Source organism: Methanocalculus natronophilus (genome assembly GCF_038751955.1).
Taxonomy (GTDB): Archaea; Halobacteriota; Methanomicrobia; order Methanomicrobiales; family Methanocorpusculaceae; genus Methanocalculus; species Methanocalculus natronophilus.
Genome location: NZ_JBCEXH010000009.1, coordinates 46,635 through 67,192 on the forward strand (window position 1 = coordinate 46,635; position 20,558 = coordinate 67,192).

Genomic DNA, 20,558 nt, shown 5'->3' on the forward strand with positions numbered 1-20,558 from the left:
CAAGTCAGGATTCTTCGGTTACCTCAAGTTCGGCTCTGACTGCTTCTCCAAACTGCTGCGTGGATGCGGAACCGCCGAGATCGGGTGTCTGTATGCCGCGGGAAGAGACACGTTGTATCGCATCTTCAATCCGTACCGCATCATCTGGGTATCCGAGATGATCCAGCATCATTGCTCCGCTCCTGAGGGCGGCTATCGGATTTGCAATACCAAGCCCTGCGATGTCTGGTGCAGAGCCATGAACCGGCTCAAAGAGCGCATGGGAATCGCCGATATTTGCAGACGGAAGCATACCAAGCCCCCCGACAAGGTAGCCTGCGACATCTGAGAGGATATCACCGAAGATGTTTGTTGTCACGATCACGCCATAGTGGGCGGGATGGAGCAGAATGTCAAGTGCGAGCGAGTCGATATAGCAGGTTTCAAAGCGGATACCGGCGTTTGAAGCCTCTTCACAGCAGATGTCCCGGAAGAGATGATCGGATTGTATGACATTTGCCTTGTTGCCGATTGTCAGCAGGCAGTTGCGTGTTTCTGCAAGACGGACGGCAACCTTTGCTATCCGCCTGCTTCCCGCAACCGAGACGACCCGTACTGTGCATGCACGATCCTTCTCACGCCACTCGATCCCAGAATACAGCCCTTCGGAATTCTCCCGCACGATCATGATATCGAAGCCTGCGCCTTGCACAGGACGGAGGTTTGCATAGAGATCAAGTGCCTGCCGGATGCCAAGAATCACCGACTGGTAACAGGGATCCGGCGGTGTCGTCACTGCGCCAAAGAGGATTGCATCCGCATCTTTCATCATGTGCATATCCTCCCCGGTGCAGGCAACGCCGCTCTCCTGCCACCTGGTGTACCCGACATCAATTGGGACATACTCAAATTCCGGGTGAAGCGCGGCGATGACATCCCATGCAACGGGGATCACCTCCCTGCCGATCCCGTCACCCGGAACGACTGCTATCCTGACCATTTCGTCTCCTCCATTCTTCCACAACCAGATAGACCGCGTCAAGCACGGTCTTTGGTGATGCACCCCAATGGACAACAGCACCAAAGAAACCATTATACAATCCTATCCCGCTCCTCTCCTTTCTGCAGCATCTGGCAACAAACGGTTCCTCTGAAACAGAGGAGAGCGGGCATATCTCGATCAGCGAGAAGTCCGGGCCATAACATTCCTGGTACAGCTGCTGTCCCGTGAGGCATCCTGCGATCCGTTCCCCTCCTTTCATCCTGTCCATGTCAAGGGTTTTGGCAAAGCCGCCTGCCCTGCAGGGGTAGACATCGGCATCGATCATGGAGATATCCCGGACATGGTGTTCAAAGACACAGTTCAAATCTCCAAGAAGCCCCTGCTCCTCCAGTATCTCGATGGTAACCGAGAGGTTTGCACGGGGAGGGCGTATATCATAGACATGCACGGTTTCAAATTCAGAGAGATCGGGATCAAGGACGAAGTTTATATGCTCATCCATCGCCCCGAAGATGGTGCAGCGTTTCCCTGTTTTGAGGGCAAGCCGGACCATGCCTGCACGATCATGCTGGTTTACCCGCCCGGAATACATGACAGTCTCCTCAGCTGTTGCAAGCACTTCTTCATGGAGGATATCCCGCATCATGCCGCTACCTTCCGGATCCGGCGTCACCCTGAGGAGTTCAAATCCATCCGGAACCCGCCTGACGAGGTATTCGGAGAGGAAATACACTTTGTCTCCAACCGGTTTCTCATAGGCATGGCCGACCACCTTACATTCAGGAGGAAAGATCATTGTTTCGCCCTCCAGTAGGGTACAAGCCCGCCTGCATGGATGATAGCCAGCATGCGGGGAGAGAGCGGGGTGAATGTATACCGGGTACCGGCAGCCTCAAGCCACCCTCCATCAAGGTTGAGGACGATATGATCTCCATCCCTGCATGCAGGGATCTCCGCTTCAATGACGGGGAGACCGACATTGATGGCGTTCCTGAAGAAGATCCGGGCAAACAGGGGGGAGATTACCGCAACCACACCCGCCTCCTTCAGTGCGACCGGCGCCTGTTCACGTGAGGAGCCGCAGCCGAAATTCCTGCCTGCCACGATGATTGAACCCTTGAGCCGGTTTGAAAGAGCAGGATCGAGATCCTCAAAGACATGGGTAGCCCAGACCGACCGGTCTTTTGTCCTGAGGTATCGTCCGGCGATAACAAGATCGGTGTCGATATCAGATCCCAGGCAGACGGCTTTTCCCTCACGCATAATGCACCTCAGGATCGGCGATGCACCCTTCAAGGGCGGTGGCAGCCGCAGTTGCTGGTGAGGCAAGATAGATGGTGCCGCCGACACCCATCCTGTTTTTGAAGTTCCGGTTGGCTGTGGAGAGGCAGACGTCGCCATCGCCAAGAACACCGCTATGCATACCAAGGCAGGGGCCGCAGCCGGGGGAGACGATGATACATCCGGCTTCGATCAGGTCGCTGATGATGCCATCACGGGAAGCCTGCAGGAGAACCGCTTTTGAGGCGGGGACAACAATCGTTCTGACACGAACACGTTTCCCCCTGACAAGACGGGAGAATCTGAGAAGATCGCTATACCTGCCGTTTGTGCATGTCCCAAGCAGAACCTGATCCACCTCGATCCCGGTACACTCTGTGACAGGACTGATGGTATCAACCCGGTGGGGAAGAGCAACAACCGGGACAATGTCATCGAGGTCGAGCACGATCTCCTCCCGATACCCGCAGTCTTCTGGGATCTGTGGGGCGATGCGGTGTCCGAACTGCCCCAGGTAGGTGCGGCAGATATCGTCGGCATAGAAGATGGCATTCTTTGCACCGGTTTCAATACCCATATTGCAGATGCAGAGCCTGCTCTCCATATCAAGCGAAGGTACACCGTCTCCGGTATACTCAAGTGCACAGTAGGTTGCACCCTCCATACCGAGTCGTGCAGCAACTGAAAGGGCAATATCCTTTGCCTCGGCAGCACCCCTGAGTGACCTGTTGAGCGAGATGCCAATCGTCTCCGGTACCCGAAACCAGGTCTCTCCTGAAGCCCAGATTGCAGCCATATCGGTTGCACCGACACCTGTTGCAAACGCACCAAAGGCCCCGCCTGTGCAGGAGTGCGAGTCGGCACCCACCACAACCTCACCGGGGAGGATACATCCCTCGCTCATGACCTGATGACAGATGCCGCCGCCGCAGTCAGAAAACGGGATTGATTGTTCCTTTGCAAACGATCTGAGTTCTTTCTGGAGATCCGCAGTCAGTCCGGTATTTGCAGGACAGATATGATCATAGAGAACGGCGATGCGTGATACATCAATTCCCAGGGGAACACCCATCTCCTTGAATGCCTGGAGCGTGAGGACGCCTGTACCATCATGGACATATGCCCGGTCAACAGAACGGTCAACATACTCACCAGCAGTTCCGCCGAGGATTTGTTCGGTCAGGGTGCGGCTCATTCCTTCACCTCTGCCTCAGCCTGGCGGATGAGCGAGAGGAGGAGATCATGCGTGATACTGCATTTGCTCTCACCCCGTTCCTTGACCTGATCGAGGATCCAGCAGATCCGATCTTCAGAGAGATCATGGCCGATTGACTGAAGAATATGGATTATGGCTTTCTTGCCGGTATGTTTGCCAAGTATGTAGTGCCGCTCCCCACCAACCAGGGCAGGATGGATGTACTCGTAGGTTGCAGAATCCTCAATGAGTGCGGCGATATGGATCCCTGATTCATGGGCAAACGCATGCTCCCCGACGATGGCTTTCGTCTTTGGCACGGGAATGCCTGATGCGTCTGCCACCGCCCTGCTCAGGGTGAGCAGGTGCGAGAGATCATAGCGGTCAATGCCTCCCTTGAACCGGAGGGCGCATGCAACCTCTTCAAGGGATGCATTCCCTGCCCGCTCCCCGATCCCGTTCGCGGTTGTATGAAGCTGGTAGGCACCCCGTTCTGCTGCCGTGATGGTATTGGCAACAGCACACCCCATATCATCATGGCAGTGGACACAGAGGGGGATTGGGAGATCAATAACCAGCTGATCGATGACAGATGCCATCTCAAGTGGTGTCAGGCAGCCGACGGTGTCGGCAAACGAGACATAGTCTGCACCATATTCTGCTCCCCTGAGATACATCTCACGAAGAAAGGAGATATCGGTTCGTGAGGCGTCTTCTGCCGCAAAACGAACCTGTATCCCATGATCGTGGGCATATTCGACCATCGAGAGGGCCTGTTCAAGCACTTCGTGGCGGGGTTTTCGGTATTTTATCTTCATATGCAGATCAGAGGTGGCAATGAAGATGCTGACCATATCGACATCACACTGGAGCGCACAGTCCAGATCAGACTGTAAGGCCCGCGACAGGCAGCATATCCGGGCATCCAGACCCATATGTGAGATTGCACTGACACACCCTGCTTCAGTATGGGAGACGATTGGAAAACCGGCTTCGATGACATCAACCCCGACACTATCAAGGAGGTTTGCAATCCTGCACTTCTCTTCATTCGAGAACGACACACCCGGGGTCTGTTCACCATCCCGGAGGGTTACATCACAGATCTCAACATTCCACTTTTTCATATGCTGCATCCTCCGGGCATCTTCCCTGGATGATCAGGACCTTCTGTCCTTCTTCTGGTACAGAGAGTACGTCTTCGAGGGTTTTGGTATCTTCTGCAGGGATGACCAGGGGCTCTGCCCATTCCAGGTACTGGCAGATGTCAGAGACGGGCTGGCCACCGGTCATTGCCATTCTCTGGTTTGCAAGGACAATCACAAGGAGTGGGTATCCCTTTGCATGACAGTCGATGAGGCTGGTCAGTCCTGAGTGGAGGAGTGCTCCGTCCCCAATCAATGCTATGCATGTGCTTCTGGCTGCAACTGCAACTGAAGAGCCAAGGCAGTAGGAAGCCACCCCGATTGAATACGGGGGATTCATGGAGAGAAGAGCACAGCCGATATCCGGAATAACCTTCATCTTTTTTGCTTTCAGGAGTGAGAGGAGAGGTGTATAGGGACAGTCAGGGCAGCATGTTCTATAGAAACCCCTGTCTGAGAAGCGCTCAGAAGAACGCCCCACTGCAGGCGGGAGAAGCTGATGGTGCTCCCTGAGAAACGGCCGCCCGATCTCGATGATCCGGCTTCCGGGAGGTAATTGTGGCGGGGGATAGGGTATGATAACCTGTGAGTCGCCTTTTGCCATGCCGACTCCGATGTCACCTCCACGAAGCTGGTTCAGAGGTGACTGCTTCGTCCAGGCAAAGAGTCCGGCAGTTCCTTTTTCGGCTCTTGTCACCCTGCCGGCAATCGTCAGATCAGTATCTGCAAGCCGTCCGTTCCTGAGTACCTGGACGGTATCCTCGAATGCAACCTCAGATTTGAGAAGGGATGGGGTGAGGCGTACGATGGCAATCCGTGAAAAGCGCTCAGATGCCTCAAATGCAGCTGAAAATCCGGTAAAAATTGTTTTTTCATCAGGCTCCACCACCGGAGCCATGGCCAGTTCCCCATAATACCGGGAATCCTGGGCATTCTGTGAGAAGAGGGCTTCCGGATCATCTCCCGCGACAACCACAACACCGGATATGAGCCCCTGCGTGGTTGCGTTGATGAGGGGATCAGCAAGGGCATTCATCCCGACGTTTTTAACGAGAACTGCGGAACGCCTGCCTGATAGCGAGTCTCCAAGTGCATATTCAAGAGCGGTCTTCTCATTGACGACTGTTTCCACACGCAGGAGATCGCCAATCTCCGTCACCGGATACCCGGGTACGGTATAGATGGTATCTGCACTGTTTTTGAGTGCCCATGCTACTGCTTCAAAACCCTTCATGTACAATCCCTCCCGGGAACGATGTCACAGCCGGTGCAAAACGTGCACATCGTCTCTGCATTGTGTGTGTCCAGACCAGCGTCCTGCAATGCCCGTTTATGAATGCCTGCAATTTTCAGAAGGCGATCCGCCTGTGGCACCGGATACCCTGCCAGTTCTGCTGCCGGAGTGAGCGGGCGAAGTACCGGGATAACACCCCTTTCCGTCAGGAGACGGATGCAATCCTCCATCTCGGCATCTGTCTCCCCAAGCCCGATGATCACATTCGAAAAGACGTTGCCTCTGCCAAAGAGTGCAACGGACTGGTCAAGGGCATACAGTACCGCCTCCCAGGACATCTCCGGGCACATCTCCCTGCAGAGTGCGGGTGTTGCAGCTTCCAGATTGAATTTGACTTCCGCAACACCTGCATCATACAGGGTTTTTGGCGTCTCCGGGCCAGGATAGATCGAGACCCCGACCGGAACGTCTGAAGGCATAATCCGCCTCAGTACTGCCAGAACCCTCTCCTCCTCCTCTTCGATTGATCCAACAATACCGCTTGTGACTGAGATGGCATCGATTCTGTCTGCAACAGTTGCTATCAGCGCAGCTATCTCATCAGGCGTCTTCACCCGGCCTTCTGTAAGCGGCACCGGACAGTACCTGCAGGAGTAGATACACTGCCCTGAAACCGTGATATAAGCCTGGCGTGGGCAGTGGAGAGCTGGAGGCTCAAGGATTCCGGTACACTCCAGTGACCCGAACCTGAGGATGCAGGCTCCGTCTCCGGTATGATGCAGCTCGACTGGAGAGTTTTTTGATATTGCCAGCCGTACCCTTCTTCCCTGTTTTGCGAAGAAGACCGAGCCTGCCCCTCCTGCACCTGGTCCGGCAGCTGACTGCGCGACAAAACCTGATGCATCTGATCCAGTGAGACGGCATGTGCCAGCAGCAAGGAGTTCTGCCTTCAGTCTGTGCCATCGCATAATTGCAGTGCCTCCTCAAACCGGGTCACAAACGGGATTGCAGCAACAGCGCCGATCAATCCCCTGCCCGAGATCCTGATATCAAGGAGAGGGCGAACCGTATCCAGTGCCGACCAGCTGACCTCGCCCCGTTTCACCTTCCACCCATAGCTCTCCAGCGCCGAGGGATCGAAGCCGGTGAATGCCGCCATCCCGGTCTCGTCAGAGAGCGTATGCTGCTTCACGAGTGCCTCGAAGCGACGAATGCAGGAGGCAGGGTCGGTTGTCGCAAATTCACAGGCGACAGCCACACAGTTCTTTGTCCGGTAGGCGACCGGGTAGAGCTGTACAATGGTATGGGAGAGATACCGGGTCGATTCATCTTCAATTGATCGGGCAATATTATGACAGAGCGTCCAGGTGGCACCCGCTTCCGGCGTATCGGTGTCATCCACACCGATGATGACCCGATGGCGGCGGGGAAGAACGATACGCGAACCTGCAACCATGCCGCCGCCGCACGGATCAGATTCGGATCGGATCACCCCGGTGGCGTGTGCCCGGCAGACAGAAGCACCAACGCCGCCGCCGCCCATCCCGATATAGGTAATCCCGATCTCGGGGCCTTTCACTGCCACACGGGCAATCCCTGCAGGGAAACGGGATCCGATCAGGTCAAGATCGACTGCGCCTGGTGAGAGCATATACCGGGTTGTCTGGCCAACAGTTCGTGCAGAGCGAACGAGGGGGCTTTTGCTGTAGTGGTGTTTTACCCACATCGCACCCCCGATACAGTCAAACCGCTCTATCAGTTCCACTGCTTGTTCATCTTCTGATGCTATCGCGAGGATCTCAGGATAGGTTATGACATAGGGATCTGCTGTATGCTTCATAGCGGCCTGCCATCGCACCCGGTACAGAAGGAGAGAGGAATTTCCAGATTTTCAGTTTATTTCAGCCTGAAAAGGATGATAAAACCCCGGATCGTTCTGTAGCCGAAATTTTCGTTAACAGAATAATCGTTTGCAGGATAATATAAGGTGATCGATCTGATCAAAAAAAAAGGTTAGAAGAGTTCGTGAAGCTGGAACTTGAAGGGACCAAGTGATCCTCCGTAGTTGCCTGCCGAGATCTTCACAATGCCCGGAACCATGCATGAAGCTTTGACACCTGCTGCCATGGCAGCTTTTACTGCTGGCTCGTCTACACCGTCAATGACGATCTCATAGATAGCACCAACACCTTCCGGAACCTCTGTTGAGTCCACCTTCTCACGAATTGTTGGACAGAATGCTTCGTTTGTGGAAGCTCCCATAAACTTGTACTTGTTGCTTCCGACTTTTGAGCCACTTGATACAACACCGCCAGGGAACGGGGTGATGACACCGGGAACGTCTGCAATCGCATCGACTGCTGCCTCGGCTGCAACAAGTGCACTCATCTGGTTCTCGCCCATGATCAGGAAGTTGCCACCTGCAACACCCTTCACTGCTCCATACTCCTCCTCGATGATGAAGTCCCCGCCCATGATCGGAATGGAATAGCATTCACGGCCACCAACATCCACCTTTGATTCGAAACCGTCACCAAAGAAGTGAAGTTTGACAGGGAGCTTCTCTTCGGCATCAAGCCCGTTGAATGCTGCAGTCGTCGGTGCGGTCAGCACACATTCGGCGATACGCTCGACAAGCTGCTCTTTGAGTTTCTTCTTGCCGACACAGATCAGGATGGCATAGCCTGGCCTTCCGTCCGGTGTTTCACTGGCCGGAACAAAGCGCTCGATGCCTGCTTCTGCCGGGCATCCGATCGTTGATGTGGCAAAGCCTGTTGCTTCAACCGCTGATTTGTATGCCCATTCCCTGGTGACTGCTGTTATAATAACACGGGATACCCAGGTTGGGAATCCTTCTGCATAGGTATTGTCAATGACGACTCCGTTGTACTCCATAATGAGACACCTTCTTTACGAGTATATGTGGGAGGCTTGATAAAAGAAGATTTCTTTTTATTCCGCATATCCTGATATACGATTTTTTGAGACTGTTTTAACGTAAATTGTTCCCGGATGAATGATGTTGTACAGACCCGTCCGGGCAGGTGTACCTGATCTTCTGTTGATTTCTCATCCAATACCTGTATGCCTGGTCCTTTGCCAAAAGCCGGAGAAATACCATTTTTTTCATCTGGATCATTCAAAAATCGATTATTAAATAAATACCAATATACCGGATTTACTGCTCTTTTTAAACATTTCAAACAGTAATCACCAATATAGTAAAAATACTATACAATTCATCCAAAAAGCGCATAGAGAATGGAGGAAACAGACTGTACCACTACTAGCGGGCACAGAATATTAACCGAGATCCTTTAATATACACACAATATCAGGAAGATATACAGTCTAATTAATTAAGAAAGTTTATCTATCTTATCTAACAACCATTTCAGTAATCGATTTTCATATCGATACAAAGGCTGGTGCATGATAGCATGGCATTTGCAATGCATATCAACATGGAGCGTTGTACTGGTTGTAACAATTGTGTTGTTGCATGCCCGGTAAACGCATTAGAGCTGTATACGACTGATCCTGTCACCATTGACAAGATCTACAGTGTACGGGACGGCAAGGCAGTAATTCTTGACGTCAACAACGAGCTCTGCGCCGGATGCGGCGTATGCGTCGAGGCATGTCCTTACGTTGTTATCAGACTGGTAGGACCGTGGGAGACTGTCCGGGCCCCTGTTGGGCGTGCCGGAGTCAACCACTAAATTGGAGGAGAAGAGAGGGATTCATCAATGGCTATGAGCAATTTGTTTCCAAAATTCTCCAGGACAAGAGATGGTGTCAATGTTGTGATGGAGCAGAAGCTCCTCCAGCAGACAAGCAACCTGATCTTAAACAGCGAAACCTGTACGGGATGCGGCATATGTGTCGAGGCCTGTCCGGAAGAGGCAATCTCTCTTGGGCTGGTCGGGGCGGTTCGCAGAGGGGCAGTATCACCTGTTGACGACGCACCAGTAAGCGTTGATGCAGAGACCTGTTCCTACTGTGGCGTCTGCGTCATTATGTGTCCATTCCAGGCGCTGAACCTGGAGATCGACGGGGAGGAGAAACTCCCGATTCTCGAGAACGAAGGATTCCCGGAATACGACATGGTGACCACTATCGATGACGAGAAGTGTGTCCGGTGTACGATCTGTGATGAGATCTGTCCGCGTGACGCGATTGACCGCGATGTCCCGGCCTATGAAGGTGCCGAGGACGGAGGGGTTGGCCGCCAGAAAGCGATCACCGCAAAGACCGAGTTTATCGTCGATGATGAGAAATGCAACTATTGTGGTATCTGCGGTGCGATCTGCCCTGCAATAGATGTAAAACACAAGCCTTTCACCGCTGAAACCGGCACGGTTGACGGTGAAGTGGTCTGGGACGAGGACCTCTGCGATGCCTGTACGGTATGTGTGGAAGCCTGTCCGGAAGAGGCAATAAAGGTTGAGCGGACAGTTGAGTCAAAGAAACTGCCCGGAACAGTAGCGATCACCGAAGAGTGCTGTACCTGCACGTGGTGTTCGAAGAACTGCCCCGAGGAAGCGATCACTGTCGAGAAGATCTTTGAAGGTGAGATCACGTTCCATGCAGAGAAGTGCCCCTCAGGATGTTCAACCTGTGTCGAGGTCTGCCCCTGCAATGCGATCTATCTCCCGACACCCAAGCCTGCAAAGGAACTGAAGCGGGAGCTTGAACCGGTCATTGCCGTGAACAAGGACTTCTGCATGTTCTGTGGAGCATGTGTCAACGCCTGTCCGGGCGAGGATATCATTGTCCTGAAGCGGACCGGCATCAGGGTCAAAGGCAAAGAGACCGATCTCTTCAACAAGATTAAAGCGAAGCTTCTGACTCCACGAACCTCGCAGGTACGGGAAGACCCCGGCGAAGTCGGGAAAGTCCAGCTGAAGGCTCTGGAGACGGCGTGAGGTTTCATTATGGCTAAAACAAAGGGTTACTCTGATGAAACCCTGTCTGTCCGACTGGCAGACAGGTACTACCGCACAGAAGATGCAGTGCCTGATTTCCTTGAGAAGGTTGAGAAGATCGGGATGACGATCGCCCATATGTGCTACCAGTGCGGCACCTGCACAGGCTCGTGTCCCTCAGCACCCAGGAGTTCGTATCGCATCCGGAAATTTGTCCGCCGGGCCGTTCTCGGGCTCGCAGACGATGCACTCACTGACCCGGATCTCTGGCTCTGTACAACCTGTTACTCGTGTACAGACCGTTGTCCCCGTGATATCGCCCCGACAGATATTATCATGGCGATGAGGAATCTGGCTTTCACACGTGAGATTGTGCCAAAGAACTTCTTAAATACCGTCCAGTTTATTTACAAAACCGGCCACGGTGTCCCGAATAATGATGTAAACCGTGCTGCACGTGTCAGACTCGGACTTGAGGCTGAACCTGAAACAACGGCGAAATATAGTGACTTTATTCCGGGCATCCAGAAGATCCTTGATCACTACGGGCTCAAAGACAAGGCAGATGAAATTCTGGCGGAGGATCAGTAATGTCAGGAAATACGCACAAGTATGCTTTCTTCCTTGGATGTATCGCGCCAAACCGGTATCCCGGTATTGAGGCTGCGGCAATCAAGACCAGTAAAAACCTCGGGATCGATCTTCTTCCCCTGAAAGGAGCTTCCTGCTGCCCCGCACCCGGAGCATTCGGGTCAATTGACCTGAAGGTCTGGATGTCGATGGCGGCACGCAACCTTGTCCTTGCAGAGCAGATGAATATGGATATCGCTCTCATCTGCAATGGTTGCTATAAGTCAATCTGGGAAGTAAACCACAAACTCAAACACCACGATGAGCTTCGCGATGATGTCAACGAAGTCTTAAAAGAGATCGACATGGAGTTCAAGGGCACAATCGATGTCCGCCACCTTGCCGAAATCTATTATGATGAGAACATCTGCGGCGTTGCAAAAGTCGCTGACAGTGTCAACACACCCTTAAAGGGCGTCAAGGTCGCTGTTCACTATGGGTGCCACCTGCTGAAGCCACGGAAAGACCGTGAGTTTGAGGTGGAAGCCGTCGGTGATACCGAGAGCCCGATGTGGATGGAAGAGCTTGTTGGCGCACTTGGTGCAGAGCCTGTCCAGTATCGCCAGAAGATGCAGTGCTGCGGCGCGGGCGGCGGTGTCCGTGGCTATGATATCGCACATGCACTTGACATCACAAACGAGAAGCTCATCAACATGAGCGAGGTGGGAGCAGATGCCATCACCGATGTCTGTCCATTCTGCCAGCTCCAGTTTGACCGCGGGCAGATCGAGATCGGTGAGAAGTTCGGTGTCAAGTGGGCAATTCCGGTTCTGCACTTTTCCGAACTGCTTGGCCTTGCACAGGGGATGAGCCCGCAGGACCTCGCACTTGATCTGCACGGGATCTCCTGCGAGCCGTTCCTGAACAAACTCCAGTGAGGTGTGTACTATGGCTGATGAAAAGAAACCACAAGAACCAAGAGTTGGTGTGTATATCTGCCACTGTGGTACCAATATCGCTGGTTCCATCGATATCAAGGAACTGCAGGATTATGCACGTACCATTGCAGACGTCGTTGTATCAGACGAATATCAGTATGTCTGTTCAACGCCGGGACAGACTATGATCGAAGAAGCCATCAAAGAGCATAAACTCACTGGCCTTGTCGTGGCGGCATGTTCCCCACGTCTCCATGAACCGACGTTCAGGAGAGCATCCCAGGAAGGTGGAATGAACCAGTTCAGGTTCGAGATGGCAAACATCCGCGAGCAGAACTCGTGGGTCCACATGCATGACCGCGAAGGGGCAACAGAGAAGGCAAAAGATGCCGTCAGGATGGCGGTAGCAAAGGCACGGCTCCTTGAGGATCTGCATCCAAAGTCGGTGCCGGTTGAACATGCCGCAATGGTCGTCGGCGCAGGTGTCGGCGGTATCCAGGCAGCACTTGATCTGGCAAGTTCAGGTATCAAGACCTATCTCGTCGAGAAGTCACCGACAATCGGCGGCAGGATGTCGCAGCTTGACAAGACGTTCCCGACACTTGACTGTTCACAGTGTATCCTGACACCCAAGATGGTGGATGTATTACGACACCCCAATATCGAGCTGATGTCCTATACCGAGGTTGAAAGTGTCGAAGGATATATCGGAAACTTCGATGTCACCCTCAGGAAGAAGGCAAACGGCGTCCTCACCATGGAACAGGCAGAGGCACGCGGGATTGTCGGCGGAGGATGTAACGGGTGCGGCGACTGTGAGCCGGTCTGCCCGGTTATCAAGCCAAACCCGTTCGAGCTCGGGATGGCACCGCGCAAGGCGATCTATATCTATCACCCGCAGGTTGTGCCCCTTCTCTACACAATCGACTTTGACTCCTGTGTGAAATGTGGTCTCTGCGAGGAAGTATGCGGGGATAAGAAGGCAATTGATCTTGAGATGCAGGACGAACTGGTCACCGTCAAGGTCGGTACTGCGATCCTTGCCGTCGGGTATGAAGTATTCCCGATCGAGAAGAAGACCGAGTGGGGATACAAGCGTTACGACAACGTTGTCTCATCACTTGAATTTGAGCGGCTGATCTGTGCGTCAGGTCCGACCGGAGGAAAGATGATCCGGCCAAGCGATGGAGAAGTCCCGAAGAAGATCGGGTTTGTTCTCTGTGCAGGGTCACGTGACAATACCGGGATCGGCAAGCCATACTGCAGCAGGTTCTGCTGTATGTATTCCCTGAAACACGCCCACCAGCTCTACGAGAAGATTCCAGGGGCACAGTCCTACATATTCTATATGGATATCCGGTCATTCGGTAAGATGTACGAGGAGTTCTATTACCGTATCCAGGATGAGGGTGCGAAGTTCATCCGTGGCCGTGTGGCAAAGATCGAAGAAGATCCAATCACAAAGAACCTCTATGTCACCACCGAAGATACGCTCCTCGGCCAGCCGGTGAATATCGAGCTTGATATGGTTGTGCTTGCTTCGGCAGTTGTACCAACAGAAGAGACAAATTCTGTCAGGAAACTCTTCGGCGTATCCCAGTCGATGGATGGATGGCTCCTTGAAGCCCACCCGAAACTGAACCCATGCGGGACAACAACAGCAGGTGTCTTCCTCGCTGGTGTCTGCCAGGGACCAAAGGATATCCCCGATACTGTTGCCCAGGCAGAAGGTGCAGCAGCAGCAGCATCTATCCCGATTCATGTCGGTGAAGTCGAGCTCGAACCATACTTTGCCATGTGTATCGAAGAGAAGTGTGCGGGATGCGGAATGTGCCTTGACCTCTGCCCGTATGCAGCACTTGACCTTGGGAAGAGCGAAGACGGACGCACCGTCATGAAGGTGACTGAAGCAAAATGCAAGGGATGCGGTACCTGCGGAGGGTTCTGCCCCGGTGGCGCCATCTGGATGCAGCACTTCACCACACCACAGATTGTCGCTCAGATTGATGCCTTCCTCCTTGGAGGTGAGCAGTAATGTCTGACGAATGGAAGCCAAAGATCCTCGGCATCATCTGCAACTGGTGCTCCTATGCAGGAGCAGATCTTGCAGGGAGTGCACGAACCCAGTACCCGCCGGGTATCAGGACTGTCCGTGTCATGTGTACCGGACGTGTTGATACCCTCTTCATCATGAAGGCATTTGCAAGCGGTGCAGACGGGGTGCTCGTCTCAGGATGCCACTTCGGTGACTGCCACTACCTTGAAGGCAACTACAAGGCGGCAAAGAGGATGTTCCTCATGAAGAGTGTCCTGAAGAATATGGGTATCGAAGACAAGAGATTCAGGATGACATTTGTCTCTGCATCCGAGGGTGCAAAGTGGGCAAAAGTCGTTGAGGATGTCGTGAATACCGTCACCGAACTCGGGCCAAGCCCGCTTAAGGAGCTGGAGCAGTAGGCGGAGGTTGTGAACGTGACAAAGATTTCACTGAACCTGATCACAGGACGCACCATTCAGCAGGGCGTATCGATGGAAGGCGGCAAAGAGAAGAAAGCCTATACAAAGGCATGCGGCATCATCGAGATGAATCCCTCTGACATGAAGAAACTGAATGTCTGGAAGAACACCAATGTCCGCGTTACAAGCAAGTTCGGAAGTGTCATTGTGAAGGCTGTGGAGGCAACCGAGGGTCTGACCCCCGGAGATGCCTATATCCCGATGGGGCCATGGGCAAACTCAGTCGTTGACCCGACTACTGACGGAACCGGCATGCCGAGCTTCAAAGGCGTCCCCATTGACGTTGAAGTGGCAATCAACGAGACTATCCTGGATTCACAGGAGCTTGTCCGGAAAGCATGCGGACTTCCATAGAGAGAGGTACAGGAATGGCAAATATCGTATCAGATATCACATGCCCCTTCTGCGGGACACTCTGTGACGACCTTGAGGTCGAACTGAGTGACGACGGCAAGAAGATCCTTGAGGTCTATCATGCCTGTGCAATCGGTGCCGAGAAGATCCTCCACTCCCAGGCAGAGGACCGGCTCACCCGGCCCCGGATGCAGGCAGAGGACGGCACCTGGAAAGAGGTATCCTATGATGAAGCGGCAAAATACACCGCAAAGATCCTCTGTGACGCAAAGAAACCCCTGATGTATGGATGGAGTTCGACCTCCTGCGAAGCGCAGAGTGTCGGCCACGAGATTGCAGAAGCTGTCGGCGGTATGGTCGACAACACAGCTACCGTCTGCCATGGCCCCTCACTCATCGCTGTCCAGGATGTCGGCCTGCCCACCTGTACGCTGGGTGAAGCCATGAACCGGGCGGATGTTGTTGTATTCTGGGCCTGCAACCCGGCACACGCCCACCCCCGGCACATGTCACGATACTCGATCTATCCCCGTGGATTCTTCACCGGGAAGGGAGCAAAAAGCCGGAAAGTGGTCGTCATCGATCCGAGGAAGACCGATACCGCGTCACTTGCGGATGCCCATCTCCAGATTGAGCAGGGCAGGGATTACGAACTCCTCTCGGCACTCCGTATCGCGTTCCGTGGCGAGAAACTGCCCGACTCTGTTGCAGGCATCCCAAAAGACCAGATCTACGGCGCCGCCGAGCTCCTGAAGAGCGCCCGGTTCGTGATCATCTACTTCGGGATGGGTGTGACCCAGTCACGTGGCAAGAACCACAACATCGACATTGCGATCGCGGTGACCCGTGACTTAAACGACTACACCAAGGCGAGCATCATGCCGATGCGGGGCCACTACAATGTCACCGGCTCCGGCGAGGTGCTTGGCTGGCAGTTCGGGTACCCGTTCTGCGTGGATCTCTCCCGCGGGTTTGCCCGGTACAACCCCGGCGAAACCAGTTCGAACGACCTGCTCATACGTGACGAAGTAGATGCAGCATTCATTATCGGGTCTGACCCCGGCGCACACTTCCCGATGAGCTCTGTCCAGAAGATCGCACAGCTCCCGTCTGTTGCCATCGACCCCCACCTCACCCCGACGACCGCGGTCTGCAAACTCCATGTTCCGGTCGCCTTTGTCGGTGTCGAGGTCGGTGGATCCGCCTACCGGATGGACAATGTCCCGGTCGAGACAAGGAAGATCGTTGACCCGCCCGAAGGTGTGCTCACCGACCAGGAATTCCTTGAGAAAGTGCTGGCTGAAGTCAGGAAATGCAAGGGAGTGTAGACCACAATGGCAGAATACCTTATTAAAAACGGTTTTGTCTTCGACCCTGTCCAGGGGATTGACGGAGACAAAAAGGACATCGCCATCAAAGACGGCAAGATCGTCGAGAAGGTCGGGTCAGGTGCAAAGGAGATCGATGCATCCGGCAAGACCGTGATGGCGGGTGGTGTGGATATCCACTCACATGTTGCCGGTCCCAAGGTGAATGTCGGCAGGATCTTCCGGCCGGAAGACAAGAACCTCGCTCCCTGGGATGTTGCCCGGGGTGTCCGGAGGATGGCTGGCGGGTTCTCGATCCCGACAACCTTCCGGACAGGGTACAAGTATGCCGAGATGGGGTATACGACCGTGATGGAAGCGGCGATGCCCCCGTTCTTTGCCCGGCACACCCATGAAGAGATGCGGGATACCCCGATCCTTGACCAGGGTGCGTATCCGGTATTCGGGAACAACTGGTTTGTGCTTGAATACCTGAAGAACCAGGAGATCGAGAATACAGCCGCCTATATTGCATGGCTGCTCAGGATGTCCAAGGGTTTTGCGATCAAGAACGTGAACCCCGGCGGTACCGAGGCATGGAGCTGGGGTCTGAACTGTACAACCATTCACGACCCGGTTCCGTATTTCGATATCACTCCTGCAGAGATCGTGAAAGGGTTAATCGAGGCGAACGAATACCTCAAACTCCCGCACTGCATGCATGTGCACAGCAACAATCTCGGGAACCCCGGGAACTACGAGACCACCCTCGATACCCTGAAACTGGCATCCGGCTATACCGCGAAGAACGACTTTGGCCGTGACCAGGTGCTGCACCACACGCATATCCAGTTCCACTCCTATGGCGGGACATCCTGGGGCAGTTTCGAGTCGAAGGGAACAGAGGTTGCCGAGTATGTCAACTCGCAGAAGAACATCTCCTGTGACATCGGGTTCGTGACCCTGGATGAGACGACGACGATGACCGCAGACGGTCCGTTTGAGCACCATCTCTGTGAACTGAACCACCTGAAATGGGCAAATGTCGATGTTGAGCTCGAGACGGGTTCAGGCGTTGTACCGTATGTCTACAGCCCCGACATCTTTGTCTGCGGTATCCAGTGGGCAACCGGTCTTGAGATTGCCCTTGCCGGCAAAGACATGATGCGGTTCCACCTGACGACCGACCATCCAAATGCAGGTCCGTTCACCCGGTATCCGCGGGTCATGAAGTGGCTGATGAGCACCAAAGCCCGTGACGAGATGTTTGCCACGATGAAGAACGAGGACAAGGTCCGCGACCGGACTGCACTTGGCGGGATGGACCGCGAACTGACGCTCTCCGAGATCGCGATGATGACCCGTGCGGGTCCCGCCCGGGTGCTTGGCCTGTCTCATATGTATGGATCGCTTACACCAGGTCTGGACGGCGATGTTGCAGTCTATGACTACAACCCCGACACCGCGTCTGATCCCGAAGCAATCGAGACGGCGTTTGCCAATGCCGCGTTCCTCTTCAAGCAGGGTGAGCTGATCATCAATGAAGGCGAGATCGTCTCCAATGGGAACAAGCGGACACTCTGGGTCGATGTGAAGACGAACGAGAACGCCCAGGTCGAACGTGATATCAGCCTGAAGTTCAGCAAGTTCTACACCATGACAAAGAACAACTACGAGGTTTCAGCAGAACACTACCTGGCGAACCCGTATGTGATCGAGATCGATGCGACACAGTGAGGTGAGTCGAGATATGGATACAGTTACATTAACCATCAAAGAGCAGCCCCCGCTGTACCTTGAGGCAGAAGTCTTCAATCCCGATGCACTCGCCGGAAAGACGGCACAGGAGATCGCTGATCTCCCCCTGCCCATGGGGAATACAGTCTGCAAGGTCGGTGACTATTTCACCGTCGCTGGCAAAGGTGGAGCGACTGCTGCTGAGACAAAGGTTGTCGTAAACGGTGATCTTGCGAAGGTCAAGTACATCGGTGCGAGAATGAGTAGCGGTGAGGTTGTCATCAACAGCAGCACTGACATGTATGTCGGTGCCTGGATGACCGGCGGCAAAATCCTTGTGAAAGGAAGTGTCGGAGACTTTGCAGCAACCGCCATGAAAGGCGGAGAGCTTGTTATTGAGGGCAATGCAGGCAACTACCTTGCTGCCGCGTACCGTGGCGACTGGAGAGGGATGCAGGGCGGCAGGATCCACGTAAAGGGAAATGTCGCTGCTGACACCGGTTTCTACATGATGGGCGGCGAGATCGTCATTGACGGCGATGTCGGTGAACACGTGATGATCCACGCTGATGGCGGAAAGACTGTCATCAAAGGCAATGCAAAAAGCCGTCTTGGCGGACAGATGGTCAGGGGAGAGATCTATCTCTTCGGTTCTCTTGAACTCATGATGCCTGGATTCCAGCACGTCGGAGATGTGGAGCTTGAGGTTGAAGGTGTGAAGGCGACATTTGCAGAATACATCGGTGATGTCGGCGAGCGCCACCCCAAGTCCAAAGGCCAGATTATCTACGGTAAGCTTTACCAGAAGAAATAATCTACAAATCTTTTTTTTTCGTTTTTACCAGGGTACAGGCAATCTTTTTTGGTGAGCTTCATACCGCCTCCAGATACCTGCGCCGCACCTGCTTCAGATGCCTATGATCCGGATTCGGATGTTGCAATGAAATCTCTATCGTGGTTAATCCCCTGTTCCTACAGAATTAAAGGAAAACCAAGTGATCAAAAGAATTTTGGAGAAGAGTCAAAAAAACAGGTGGGAATGACTCCCACATGGCTATTCAATTGTTTATTCTTTGAAGATATTATCATAGATCTGGTCTGAGCCGGTGTCATCGAGACGCTTCCGCTCAACCCTCTCCTCGGCATAGGCAAGAACCGGTGGGTCCATGTTGATACCGGGGGTGAAGCCGAACATCTTCTCAAGTTCAACCTGCTGGGCGTGCATGAAGAGTGCGTTTGGAATATCCATAGCACAGAGTTCCTCGCACTGGCCGCAGTTGATACAGGAGTCGGCAACATGGGCGAACCGGATCATGTGGAACATTGGTCCTGGTGGAACCTGACCCGGAGTGACAAGATGTGGCTTCCTGGTGCTGCACTCGACACAGTAACAGATCGGGCAGTTCTCAATGCATGCATAGCATTTGATGCACCGTGCGGTCTCCTTCATGATCGTCTCAAGACGCTGGCGGCCTTCACCGAGTGCCTCAAAGTCATGACTCCTCCACTTGTCACCAAGTTTGAGCATTGCATTCTCAACTTTGCCACGGATTGCAAGACCCTTTGGATCCGGAGCAGAGGTCTCAAGGACGCCGGCTTTGGCAGCACCATCGACGAGGTTCGCACCCTTCTCAGAGCAGACCTCGACAAAGGTCGCCTTCCCGGCCTTGTCACCGAAGACACCCCAGTTCCCGCAGGCAAGATCTGTCTGCCGCGGAACTTTCACCTTGCACCGGCGGCAGTTGCTCCTCCGGCCATAGCCTTCCTCTTCGAGTTCATCAATGGAGATGCCCTTGTGTTCACCGTCTTTGGTGATAACAATGAACTGGCCCTTATCAATCTCCTCTTTCACGACATCGTCAGGGTTGATACCGAACTTCTCGGTGATCATCTGCCTCGCACCAACGGGGCTGACTGTTCCACCACAGTTTAAGCCGATCATGATGATGTTGTCGAGGTTGATCTGCTTCCTCTTGGCAAGTTCATAGAATGCCATTGCATCGCATCCCTTGACAGGAACTGCGAGCTTCATATTCTCTGCACCTTCAAGGTACTTCTTGATCATCTTTGGGATGAGGAGCGTTCCACAGTGGAGTGAACCAGCAGTTCCTGCAATTTCGGCAGGGTCGGTGATAACCTCAAGTGTTGCATCAAAGACATCTGCACCCCTCTTTACGGCAAGAACGCCATCTACCGTCTTGCTCTCAAGGGCATACTTCAGGAGTGTCGATACCGCACCGCCGCACTCACCCTTCTCTGCAATTTCTGCTTCCTTTGCCCATGCATAGAGCATATCGCCTTTTGCTACCATCGTAATCAGGCCTCCTGGATCTTTTCAACGGTGACAGCACAGGCCTTGAACTCCGGAAT

At 53.6% G+C, this 20,558-nt stretch carries 20 protein-coding genes; 10 read left to right on the forward strand and 10 right to left on the reverse strand.

The genetic code is table 11. The annotated features are described in order from the left end of the window. Nucleotides 1-4 precede the first annotated feature (4 nt). The 9 genes from ABCO64_RS09225 to fhcD form a co-directional block, all read right to left on the reverse strand. Nucleotides 5-979, reverse strand: a complete 975-nt coding sequence (locus ABCO64_RS09225; protein WP_253460285.1) for an isocitrate/isopropylmalate dehydrogenase family protein — start codon at nucleotides 977-979, stop codon at nucleotides 5-7. Beyond that, nucleotides 951-1,778: a DUF7714 family protein gene (locus ABCO64_RS09230; protein WP_253460282.1), complete on the reverse strand. Its 828-nt coding sequence runs from the start codon at nucleotides 1,776-1,778 to the stop codon at nucleotides 951-953. Before ABCO64_RS09230 ends, ABCO64_RS09225 begins: the two co-directional genes overlap by 29 nt. Continuing rightward, complete coding sequence (locus ABCO64_RS09235; protein ID WP_371922876.1) at nucleotides 1,775-2,248, reverse strand: LeuD/DmdB family oxidoreductase small subunit; 474 nt, start codon at nucleotides 2,246-2,248, stop codon at nucleotides 1,775-1,777. The genes ABCO64_RS09230 and ABCO64_RS09235 overlap by 4 nt, the downstream gene beginning before the upstream one ends. Continuing rightward, a complete protein-coding gene (locus ABCO64_RS09240) occupies nucleotides 2,238-3,458 on the reverse strand; it encodes a 3-isopropylmalate dehydratase/homoaconitate hydratase family large subunit (protein WP_253460277.1) in 1,221 nt (406 codons plus the stop codon). The genes ABCO64_RS09235 and ABCO64_RS09240 overlap by 11 nt, the downstream gene beginning before the upstream one ends. Then, complete coding sequence (locus tag ABCO64_RS09245) at nucleotides 3,455-4,585, reverse strand: homocitrate synthase family protein (RefSeq protein ID WP_253460274.1); 1,131 nt, start codon at nucleotides 4,583-4,585, stop codon at nucleotides 3,455-3,457. The genes ABCO64_RS09240 and ABCO64_RS09245 overlap by 4 nt, the downstream gene beginning before the upstream one ends. Further along, on the reverse strand, nucleotides 4,566-5,837 hold the full coding sequence (locus ABCO64_RS09250; RefSeq protein WP_253460271.1) for a thiamine pyrophosphate-dependent enzyme: 1,272 nt from the start codon (nucleotides 5,835-5,837) through the stop codon (nucleotides 4,566-4,568). The genes ABCO64_RS09245 and ABCO64_RS09250 overlap by 20 nt, the downstream gene beginning before the upstream one ends. Beyond that, on the reverse strand, nucleotides 5,834-6,805 hold the full coding sequence (locus ABCO64_RS09255) for a radical SAM protein (protein WP_253460268.1): 972 nt from the start codon (nucleotides 6,803-6,805) through the stop codon (nucleotides 5,834-5,836). The genes ABCO64_RS09250 and ABCO64_RS09255 overlap by 4 nt, the downstream gene beginning before the upstream one ends. Next, nucleotides 6,787-7,677 (reverse strand): methanogenesis marker protein 11, encoded by an 891-nt coding sequence (gene mmp11 / locus ABCO64_RS09260; protein ID WP_253460266.1) that lies wholly within the window; start codon nucleotides 7,675-7,677, stop codon nucleotides 6,787-6,789. The genes ABCO64_RS09255 and mmp11 overlap by 19 nt, the downstream gene beginning before the upstream one ends. 173 nt (nucleotides 7,678-7,850) lie before the next feature. Continuing rightward, entirely contained in the window at nucleotides 7,851-8,732 is an 882-nt protein-coding gene (gene fhcD, locus ABCO64_RS09265; protein WP_253460263.1) for a formylmethanofuran--tetrahydromethanopterin N-formyltransferase, read from the reverse strand. Nucleotides 8,733-9,277: 545 nt separating this feature from the next. Between fhcD and ABCO64_RS09270 the strand changes: the two genes are divergently transcribed. Genes ABCO64_RS09270 through ABCO64_RS09315 form a run of 10 tightly spaced genes read left to right on the forward strand, consistent with a single transcriptional unit; the run spans nucleotide 9,278 to nucleotide 19,002 of the window. Continuing rightward, the gene (locus ABCO64_RS09270) at nucleotides 9,278-9,559 is read left to right on the forward strand and encodes a ferredoxin family protein (RefSeq protein WP_343089329.1); all 282 of its coding nucleotides are present in this window, start codon (nucleotides 9,278-9,280) and stop codon (nucleotides 9,557-9,559) included. Nucleotides 9,560-9,592: 33 nt separating this feature from the next. After that, entirely contained in the window at nucleotides 9,593-10,765 is a 1,173-nt protein-coding gene (locus tag ABCO64_RS09275) for a 4Fe-4S binding protein (protein WP_292616503.1), read from the forward strand. 9 nt (nucleotides 10,766-10,774) lie between these two features. Then, the gene (gene hdrC / locus ABCO64_RS09280) at nucleotides 10,775-11,356 is read left to right on the forward strand and encodes a CoB--CoM heterodisulfide reductase subunit C (protein ID WP_253460257.1); all 582 of its coding nucleotides are present in this window, start codon (nucleotides 10,775-10,777) and stop codon (nucleotides 11,354-11,356) included. Beyond that, a complete protein-coding gene (gene hdrB / locus ABCO64_RS09285; RefSeq protein ID WP_253460254.1) occupies nucleotides 11,356-12,273 on the forward strand; it encodes a CoB--CoM heterodisulfide reductase subunit B in 918 nt (305 codons plus the stop codon). The genes hdrC and hdrB overlap by 1 nt, the downstream gene beginning before the upstream one ends. Nucleotides 12,274-12,283: 10 nt before the next feature. Further along, nucleotides 12,284-14,308, forward strand: a complete 2,025-nt coding sequence (locus tag ABCO64_RS09290) for a CoB--CoM heterodisulfide reductase iron-sulfur subunit A family protein (RefSeq protein ID WP_253460251.1) — start codon at nucleotides 12,284-12,286, stop codon at nucleotides 14,306-14,308. After that, on the forward strand, nucleotides 14,308-14,730 hold the full coding sequence (locus ABCO64_RS09295; RefSeq protein WP_253460249.1) for a hydrogenase iron-sulfur subunit: 423 nt from the start codon (nucleotides 14,308-14,310) through the stop codon (nucleotides 14,728-14,730). Before ABCO64_RS09290 ends, ABCO64_RS09295 begins: the two co-directional genes overlap by 1 nt. A gap of 15 nt (nucleotides 14,731-14,745) precedes the next feature. After that, complete coding sequence (locus ABCO64_RS09300) at nucleotides 14,746-15,144, forward strand: molybdopterin dinucleotide binding domain-containing protein (RefSeq protein ID WP_253460246.1); 399 nt, start codon at nucleotides 14,746-14,748, stop codon at nucleotides 15,142-15,144. 14 nt (nucleotides 15,145-15,158) lie between these two features. After that, nucleotides 15,159-16,472 (forward strand): formylmethanofuran dehydrogenase subunit B, encoded by a 1,314-nt coding sequence (locus tag ABCO64_RS09305; protein ID WP_253460242.1) that lies wholly within the window; start codon nucleotides 15,159-15,161, stop codon nucleotides 16,470-16,472. Nucleotides 16,473-16,478: 6 nt separating this feature from the next. Then, nucleotides 16,479-18,188 carry a formylmethanofuran dehydrogenase subunit A gene (locus ABCO64_RS09310; RefSeq protein WP_292616498.1) on the forward strand — a complete coding sequence of 570 codons (1,710 nt, stop codon included), beginning with the start codon at nucleotides 16,479-16,481 and terminating at the stop codon, nucleotides 18,186-18,188. 13 nt (nucleotides 18,189-18,201) lie between these two features. Then, nucleotides 18,202-19,002 carry a formylmethanofuran dehydrogenase subunit C gene (locus ABCO64_RS09315; RefSeq protein WP_253460236.1) on the forward strand — a complete coding sequence of 267 codons (801 nt, stop codon included), beginning with the start codon at nucleotides 18,202-18,204 and terminating at the stop codon, nucleotides 19,000-19,002. 252 nt (nucleotides 19,003-19,254) lie between these two features. Here the strand turns inward: ABCO64_RS09315 and ABCO64_RS09320 are convergent, their stop codons facing one another. After that, a complete protein-coding gene (locus tag ABCO64_RS09320) occupies nucleotides 19,255-20,499 on the reverse strand; it encodes a Coenzyme F420 hydrogenase/dehydrogenase, beta subunit C-terminal domain (RefSeq protein WP_253460233.1) in 1,245 nt (414 codons plus the stop codon). Nucleotides 20,500-20,558 lie beyond the last annotated feature (59 nt).